The organism is Actinomadura geliboluensis (assembly GCF_005889745.1).
Classification (GTDB): Bacteria; Actinomycetota; Actinomycetes; order Streptosporangiales; family Streptosporangiaceae; genus Spirillospora; species Spirillospora geliboluensis.
In genome coordinates, this window is the sequence record NZ_VCKZ01000413.1 from 1 (window position 1) to 7,763 (window position 7,763).

Annotated in this window: 8 protein-coding genes; 1 reads left to right on the forward strand and 7 read right to left on the reverse strand. The window is 73.7% G+C overall.

Going from position 1 to position 7,763, the window contains the following annotated elements:
• Window positions 1-359: 359 nt before the first annotated feature.
• The gene (locus tag ETD96_RS36845; RefSeq protein ID WP_138641129.1) at window positions 360-1,781 is read right to left on the reverse strand and encodes an MFS transporter; all 1,422 of its coding nucleotides are present in this window, start codon (window positions 1,779-1,781) and stop codon (window positions 360-362) included.
• Window positions 1,782-1,846: 65 nt separating this feature from the next.
• On the opposite strand from ETD96_RS36845, the gene ETD96_RS36850 reads away from it, so the two are divergent.
• Complete coding sequence (locus ETD96_RS36850; RefSeq protein WP_205719629.1) at window positions 1,847-2,332, forward strand: winged helix-turn-helix transcriptional regulator; 486 nt, start codon at window positions 1,847-1,849, stop codon at window positions 2,330-2,332.
• A gap of 7 nt (window positions 2,333-2,339) precedes the next feature.
• Here the strand turns inward: ETD96_RS36850 and ETD96_RS36855 are convergent, their stop codons facing one another.
• The 6 genes from ETD96_RS36855 to ETD96_RS36880 form a co-directional block, all read right to left on the reverse strand.
• On the reverse strand, window positions 2,340-2,975 hold the full coding sequence (locus ETD96_RS36855) for a GTP-binding protein (RefSeq protein WP_138641131.1): 636 nt from the start codon (window positions 2,973-2,975) through the stop codon (window positions 2,340-2,342).
• Window positions 2,956-3,402 carry a DUF742 domain-containing protein gene (locus tag ETD96_RS36860; RefSeq protein ID WP_138641133.1) on the reverse strand — a complete coding sequence of 149 codons (447 nt, stop codon included), beginning with the start codon at window positions 3,400-3,402 and terminating at the stop codon, window positions 2,956-2,958. Before ETD96_RS36860 ends, ETD96_RS36855 begins: the two co-directional genes overlap by 20 nt.
• Before the next feature lie 6 nt (window positions 3,403-3,408).
• The gene (locus tag ETD96_RS36865; protein ID WP_138641134.1) at window positions 3,409-3,828 is read right to left on the reverse strand and encodes a roadblock/LC7 domain-containing protein; all 420 of its coding nucleotides are present in this window, start codon (window positions 3,826-3,828) and stop codon (window positions 3,409-3,411) included.
• The gene (locus ETD96_RS36870) at window positions 3,825-6,530 is read right to left on the reverse strand and encodes a nitrate- and nitrite sensing domain-containing protein (RefSeq protein ID WP_138641135.1); all 2,706 of its coding nucleotides are present in this window, start codon (window positions 6,528-6,530) and stop codon (window positions 3,825-3,827) included. Before ETD96_RS36870 ends, ETD96_RS36865 begins: the two co-directional genes overlap by 4 nt.
• A gap of 198 nt (window positions 6,531-6,728) precedes the next feature.
• Window positions 6,729-7,115, reverse strand: coding sequence for a hypothetical protein (locus ETD96_RS36875; protein WP_138641136.1), 387 nt, complete (start codon window positions 7,113-7,115; stop codon window positions 6,729-6,731).
• 44 nt (window positions 7,116-7,159) lie between these two features.
• Window positions 7,160-7,693, reverse strand: a complete 534-nt coding sequence (locus ETD96_RS36880) for an ATP-binding protein (protein ID WP_138641137.1) — start codon at window positions 7,691-7,693, stop codon at window positions 7,160-7,162.
• Window positions 7,694-7,763: the final 70 nt, after the last annotated feature.

A 7,763-nucleotide genomic window follows, 5' to 3' on the forward strand; every position in this document is an offset into this window, starting at 1 on the left:
CCCTAGCCCTGGTAGTCCTGTCCGCTCTTCAATCCTGACCGACAACCCCGGCCACCACACCAGCCCCGCGCAGACCGGGACCGTCGCGATTGCGACCGAAGGCAGGTTCGAGCGAAGCAAGAACCTGATCGCGCAGCGAGCCGCAAGGCGAGCCGGAGCGATGCAGCAATCGCACGTTCTGCCCGCCGAAGGGAGGGCCTCCAAGGCCCGACCGCCAAGGGCAGGACAATGAATACAGCAGGCACCTCTCCGGATTGAGGTGCCTGCTGTGTGTCGGGCGGTCGGGCGAACCGGGCCTTTCGGTCCGGGTCAAGGCTTCGTCCGATGCCCGGGTTCTGCGGTTCTCTGCAAGGCGGGGGTTAGGTGCCGGCGACCACTTCCTTCTCTGGCTCGGGGACGGTTGGGGAGGGCTGCGGGCGGCGCGGGGTCATGCCAAGGGCGGCGATCGCTGCGATCACCATGAACCCGCCGACCATCAGCCAGGCGTTCGTGTAGGCGGTGTGGGCGTCGGGCCAGCCTCGCGGGGTGCCGAGGGCGGCGACGGCGAGGCTCACGCCGAGGACGGTGCCGATCTGGCGGCTCATGTTCACCACGGCGCTGCCGGTGGCGTAGCGGTGCGGCGGCAGTTCCACGGCGGCGGCCGACAGGATGGTGGGGAGGGCGAGGCCGACGCCCGTCCCGCCGATGAGCCAGCCCGGCAGCAGCTGGGTGGCGTAGGCCGGTGCCGGGCCGAGGCTCATCGCGATCATGACGACGCCGAACGCGCACAGCATGCACCCGGCGGCGGTGATCAGACCGACGGGGACGCGGGCGGCGGCCAGCCGGCCGGCGACGAGCGCCATGACGGGCACCATCAGCGGGCCGGGCGCGACGGCGAGCCCGGTCCTGATGGGCGAGTAGTGCCAGACCTGCTGCATCCACAGCACGCCGAGCAGGAGGTTGGCGGCGAACGCGACGGTGAACAGCAGGACCGCGGCGTTCGACCAGAAGAAGGTGCGGACGGCGAGCAGCGCGGGCTCGATGACCGGGGCGGGGTGCCGCAGCGAGCGCAGCCAGAACCAGGCCAGGCCGAGCAGGGCGGCGCCCACGACGAGGACGGTGTGCTCGGCGGGCCAGTCGTTGATCTTCACCAGGCCGAGCGCGAGCAGCGCGATCGCGGCGGTCAGCACCGCCGTGCCGGGCAGGTCGGGGACGCGGGCGGTGGCGCCCTCGCGGGAGTCGGGGACGAGCCGCACCGCGAGCAGCACCGCGGCGATCCCGATGGGGACGTTGACCTCGAACACCCAGCGCCAGGAGACGTCCACCAGGACGCCGCCGACGGCGGGGCCGGCCGCGGCGGCGAGCGCGGACGCGGCGGACCAGATCCGCACGGCGCCGCCGCGCCTGGCCGCGGGGAAGGCCGACAGCAGCAGGCCGAGGCTGGTGGGGATGAGCGCGGCGGCGCCGGCGGCCTGCAGCACGCGGAAGCCGACGAGCCACCACAGGTCGGGCGCGGCGGCGCACGCCTGGGAGGCGACGGTGAAGACGGTCAGGCCGAGGACGAGCCCGGCCTTGCGCCCGTACCGGTCGGCGAGCCGCCCGAGCGGGACGAGCAGTGCGGCGAACACGATCGCGTAGCCGTTGAGCACCCAGGACAGGTCGGCCATCGGGGTGCCGGCGAAGTCGCGGCCGATGTCGTCGAAGGCCACGTTGACGATGAACAGGTCGAGGCCCGCCATGAAGGAGGCGACGGAGAGCACCGCGAGGACGGGACCGGTGCGTACCTGACTTTGTTCCACCATAGTCAGGGACGCTAGCGCCCGACCTGACTTTGGTCAAGCAAAGTCAGCAGGTTTATAGTGGAGGCGTGACAATCGCACTTGAGGGGCACTTCGCCGACCGCGACGCGTGGTCCATGCAGAACTGCCCGGTCGCCCGGACCCTCGCCGCGCTCGGCCCGCCGTCGGCGGTGCTGGTGCTCAGCGAGGCGTTCTTCGGGACCAATCGTTTCGGCGACTTCGTGCGCAACCTCGGCATGACCGAGTCCGCCGTCACCGCCCGCCTGCGCCACCTCGTCAAGGCGGGGCTGCTCACCCGGGAGCCGTACCAGGAGCCCGGCCAGCGCACGCGCTACGAGTACCACCTGACGAAGATGGGCCTGGACCTCGCGCCCACCCTCGTCAGCCTCATGGAGTGGGGCGAGACCTACCTGCCCCACGAGGAGGGGCGCCAGGTCATGCTGACGCACGCCCGCTGCGGCGAGCGCGTCACGGCGCAGGTCCGGTGCGCGGACGGCCACGACGTCGGGGTGGACGAGATCGTCATGGGCCCGCCCGCCCCCGAGGAGGAGTAGCGGCGGATCAGCCGGTCCGGCGGGGGCTCGCCCCGCCGGCGAGCCGCAGCGCGTGCTCGACCAGCGACACCAGCACCTGCTTCGCCGACACCGTCCGGCGCGCGTCGCACAGCAGGACGGGCACGTGCGGGTCGATGTCCAGCGCCGTCTGGATCTCCGCCGGGTCGTACCGGTCGGCGTCGTCGAAGCAGTTCACCGCGACGACGAACGGGGTGCCCTTCCGCTCGAAGTAGTCGATCGAGGCGAAGCTCGCCGTCAGCCGCCGCGTGTCGGCGAGCACGACCGCGCCGAGCGCGCCCCGCGACAGCTCGTTCCACATGAACCAGAACCGCTCCTGGCCCGGCGTCCCGAACAGGTAGATCGCGACGCCGTCGCGCAGCGTGATGCGGCCGAAGTCCATCGCCACCGTCGTGGTGGTCTTGGCGGCGACGCCGTCGAGGTCGTCGACGCCGACGCTCGCGTCGGTCAGCGCCTCCTCGGTGCGCAGCGGCCGGATCTCGCTGACCGCGCCCACCAGCGTCGTCTTCCCGACGCCGAACCCGCCGGCGACGAGGATCTTCAGCGCGACGCGCGGGCCGTCCTCCCGGTCGTCGGCGGGCTCGGCGGCGGCGGGGGGCGGTGAATCAGAGTGCACGGAGTTCATCGAGCACCATCCTGAGCAGGTTCTGGTCGGTGTGCGGGGGGACCGCCGCCGGCTGCCCGGTCGGCGAGGACGGCGTGGACCACCGCTGGACGTCCACGAGGCCCGAGTCGATCAGGTCGCCGGCCAGCACCCGGATCACGCCGAGCGGCAGGTTCAGGTCCGAGGCGAGGTCGGCGAGGGCGTGCGGGCGGCGGCACAGCGCGAGCAGCCGGCGCTGCTGGCGCGACAGCCGGCCCGGATCGGCCGGCCGCCGCCCGGTCGCGACGAGGATCGCCACGATGTCGAGCGGCTCGCCGGTCGGCCGGGTCCGGCCGCGCGTCACCGCGTAGGGGCGGACGATGGGCCCGGCGGCGGCGTCGAGCCACCGCTCGCGGCCCCATTCCCGCCCGGGACCCCGGGGAGCTCCGGGCACGTCGCTGGGGTCCATGGCGGGTCACCTGGGTCCGGGTCCGGCGGCGCCCTGCCTGAGTCCGGTGGACAGCTGCCGCCCGACGCGCTTGACCAGCATCGTCATCTCGTAGGCGACGAGGCCCGCGTTCGCGCCGACCTCGCTGAGCAGTGCCAGGCAGCTGTTGGCCCCGGCGGGCACCACGAAGAACAGGCCCTGGTCCATCTCGATGAGCGTCTGCCGGATCTCGCCGGACTCCAGCTGCGGCTTCGCGCCGATCGCGAGGCTGTGGAACCCGGCGGCGAGCGCCGCGAGGTACTCGCCGTCCTCGCGGCCGACGCCGCGCGACTTGCCCATCACGAGCCCGTCCCGGGACAGCACCACGACCTTGCGGATCTGCGGAACCCGGTCGACGAGGTCGTCGAGGAGGAAGTTGAGCTCGGCGGCGACTCCCTGCTGGGTCATGATCTTCCCTCCATGCCGTCGGCCGGTCCTTCGTCCTCGTCCCTGCCCCGCAGCCAGCCGGCCTGCAGGGAGGCGAACAGGTCCCGCGACGCCTCCGCCGAGCGCTCCTCCCAGGCCGCGACCGCGTCCTCGGGCGGCACGGCGGGCGGCTCGTCGAAGCCGTCCTGGTCGCGCAGCTGCGGCGCCAGGTTGCCGCCCCGCACGCGGCGCGGCAGCGGGGCGCGCCCGCCGCCCGCCTGCACCTGCGCGTCCCCGAACGACGCGGGGGCCTCGTAGCGGCCGGCGTCGGCGTAGGGGTCGTGGCCGTAGGCGGGGATGCGCGGGCCCGCGGCCTGGAACGGCCGCGTCGCGTCGAACGCGGGCGGCGGCCCGGGCCGCGCCCCGTACGACGGTGGGGTGCCGTACGACGTCGGGGTCTCGGTTCCGTCGTAGGCGTTGAACCCCACCGTCGCGCCGGGCTCCGGCCCGTCCTCCGGGGACGCCGGGGCGTCGGGCGCCGTGCTCTCGTAGGTCGGCGCCGGGTCGTACTGGGGCGCCTCATAGGCGGGCGCCGGGTCATAGGGCGGCGGGGTCTCCTGGACGGGCGGCGGGGCGGGCGGCGCGTCGTACACCGGCGCGTTCAGCATCGCCGTGGACGACGACGCGGGCGGCGTGGGCCACTGCCGCGTCGACCCGTTCAGCGAAGCGTGGCCGTTCCGCCCGGCTCCCCCGGCGACCGGGACGTCGCCGCCGGGCCCGGCGGCCTGCCCGTCCTCGTCCTCCGGCTGGTCGACGTCCACGATCAGCTCGCGCGGGATCAGCACGACCGCGCTGACGCCCCCGTACAGCGACGGCTGGAGCGCGACCCTGATGCCGTGCCGTCCGGCGAGCCGGGCGACGACGAACAGCCCGAGCCGGTCGGTGACGGCGAGGTCGAACTCCGGCGGCCGCGACAGCCGCAGGTTCAGCGCGTCCAGTTCGGACTGGTCGAGGCCGATGCCGCGGTCGATGACGTCGACGGCGAACCCGTTGGCGCCCATCTCGCCGCGCACCAGCACCTCGGTCGGCGCGGGCGAGAACACGGTGGCGTTCTCGATCAGCTCGGCGAGCAGGTGGATGATGTCGGCGACGGCCTCGCCGATCAGCGCGGCCCGCCCGGAGACGACCACGACCTCGACGCGGGTGTAGTCCTCGACCTCGGCGACGGCGGCGCGGAGCACGTCCTCGACGTGCACCGGCCGGCTCCAGCCGCGGCCCGGGGTCGTCCCGGACAGGATGACCAGGCCCTCGGCGTGCCGGCGCATGCGGGTGGTGAGGTGGTCGAGCCGGAACAGGTCCTCCAGGGCCTTCGGGTCGGACGCGCCGCGCTCCATCTCGTCCAGCATCCGGAGCTGGCGGTGCAGCAGCGACTGGCTGCGCCAGGCGACGTTGAGGAACACGCGGCTGATGCCCTGCCGCAGGTACGACTCGCGGACGGCGGTGTCGATCGCGGTGCGCTGCACCTTGGTGAACGCGTCGCCGACCCGCGCGACCTCCTTGGTCTTGCCGATGACGAGCGGCGGCGCCTCGGCGTCCACGTCGACCTCCTCGCCGCGCCGGAGCCGGGCGACGACGCCGGGCAGCCGGTCCTCGGCGAGGTCCAGCGCGGCGCGCTGCAGCCCGCGCAGCTCGCGGGACAGGCTGCGGGCGGCGAGCAGCGACAGCACGATCGAGGCGATGACCGCGAGCAGCCCGAACCCGCCGGCGAGGACGAGCCGCATCACGATCCGCTCGCCGATCGGCTTCGCCAGCTCGTTCAGCGCGAGGCTCGCCTGCTGGACCCGCTGGCCCCACGCCTGCGACAGCAGCTGGGTGGTGGCCTGCCAGTCGGCCGCCTCGGGCGGCAGCCGGTCGCCGCGCGCGTCCACGATCGCGGTCTCGGCGGCCCGGTACCGCTGGAACTGCTCGGACGCGGCGAGCGCGCTCAAAGGCGCGCGGATCTGCTCGTCGAGGTCGGCGAGGCCGGCCTCGAACTCGCGCCGGCCCTCCGCCGCCCACTGGACGAACGCGGTGTGCTCGGCCCGGGTGAGCCGGCCGTTGCGCGCCATCGCGGCGGTGACGAGCGAGTCCTGGCGCAGCATGTAGGCGCGGGCGTTGCCGATGCCGATCAGCGCGCGGCCCTGGGTGAGGATCGCGACGTCGTTGACCGTCACCAGGCCGTCGAAGACCTTGATGACCTGGTCGAGCATCGTGCTGTAGGAGTTGATGACGTCGAGCGGCGCGGCCTTGCCGGAGTCGACCTCGCCGCGCAGCTGCGGCAGCCCGTCCAGCGCCTTGATCGCCTCGGCGAGGCGCTTCTTCGTCTCGGGCTGCGCCGCGTCCTGCGCGTCGGCCGACAGCGCCGTCCCGCGGAAGGACTTCTCGACCGCGCTGACCCGGGCGCGCTGCGCGCCGAGCTTCTGTTTGGCCCCGGCGTCGCGGGAGACGAGCGCGGCGACGCTGAGCGACCGCTCGGCCTGGAGCTGGTTCACCAGGTAGAGGCCGGGCAGGCCCATCTTCTCGTACGTCGTCGAGAAGTCGTACTTGTCGAAGGCGTCGCCGAGCGTGATGTTCGCGGCGAACGCCCACAGGGTGATGAGCGACACCAGCGGCACCAGCAGCAGCGCCGTGATCCGCAGGCGGATCGGGCGCCGCCGGCGGGGCCTGCCGCCGGGGACGCCGTCGCGGGGTGTCTTCGAGGCCATCTGATCACAACCTCATGCCGGGGACGGGCCGGGTGCGCCGGCCCGTGTCGTGGGGGGATGCGGGGACGGAGAGCGGGGTCGTCGTGCTCGCGTCGGTGCGGGGTCAGGTCTTCACGGGGTCATGTCCTCGCGGGTCATGTCCTCGCGGGGTCATGTCCTCGCGGGGTCATGTCCTCGCGGGGTCATGTCCTCGCGGGGTCATGTCCTCGCTTGGGGGCGTACCTCGTCCATGGCCGCGCGGGCGACCAGCCCGCGCAGCCGGCCGGAGATCATGGCGACGGCCTCCGCGTGGCCGCGCGCCGCCTGCTCCCGGGACGTGTACTGCCCGATGTCGGCGTGCATCGCGTGGTCGGACACGAGCGTCTGCCACAGCAGCGGCCGGCCGTTCGCGGCGATGCCGAGGTCGACGACGGTGAACCAGGTCGAGACGACCACGACGGCGGCGCCGACGCGGATGACGTCCTGCGCGAGCAGGCGCCCCCGCACGTCCAGCAGCAGCCGCTGGGCCTCCTCTGCGGTGGCCGGGGTCCCGTCCGACCGGTGGTAGCGCGGGGGACGGCGGTCAGCAGGCGCGTATTCGGGCATGGCACTTCCATTCGCCGAACCGGGGGTCTGCGAAAGGGGGGTGCTCAGTGCCCGGGGTACTCGTCCCGCGGCCAGGCGCGCACTTCGCACCACACCGACTTTCCGGCCGGGGTGTGCTCGGTGCCGTGCCCGTCGGCCATGACCGCGACGAGGAACCAGCCCCGTCCCGTCTCCTCCATGAGGTCGACCTGGCGCGGCCGGGGGACGCCGCCGCCCTGGTCGTGCACCTCGACGCGGAGCCGGGTGCCGGCGCGCAGCAGCCGCAGCCGGAGCGTGGAGCCCGTCGCGTGCCGGACGGCGTTGGTGACCAGCTCGGAGACCAGGACCTCGGCGTCGTCGCGGATGTGCGCGATGCCGGAGGCGGCCGTGACGGACCGGCTGAACCGCCGCGCCCGCGGCACGGACTCCCGTTCGGCGGGCAGCGTCAGCTCGCCCAGCAGCTGCGGGGGCGGTTCGTCGATCGTGGGCAGGCCGTGCGGCGGTGCCGTCGTGGCCGTGCCGGTGGTGAGCGCGTCGCCGGGGAGTGTGTTGGGGAGTGGGCTGCTAGGGAGTTCGATGGTGTGGTGTTCGCCCGACATGGTGAACGCCTCCTTGACTAAGGCGTGTCGCCCGGGCCCAGCCCGGCCGGGGTGCGGGGCTGGTGAGGGC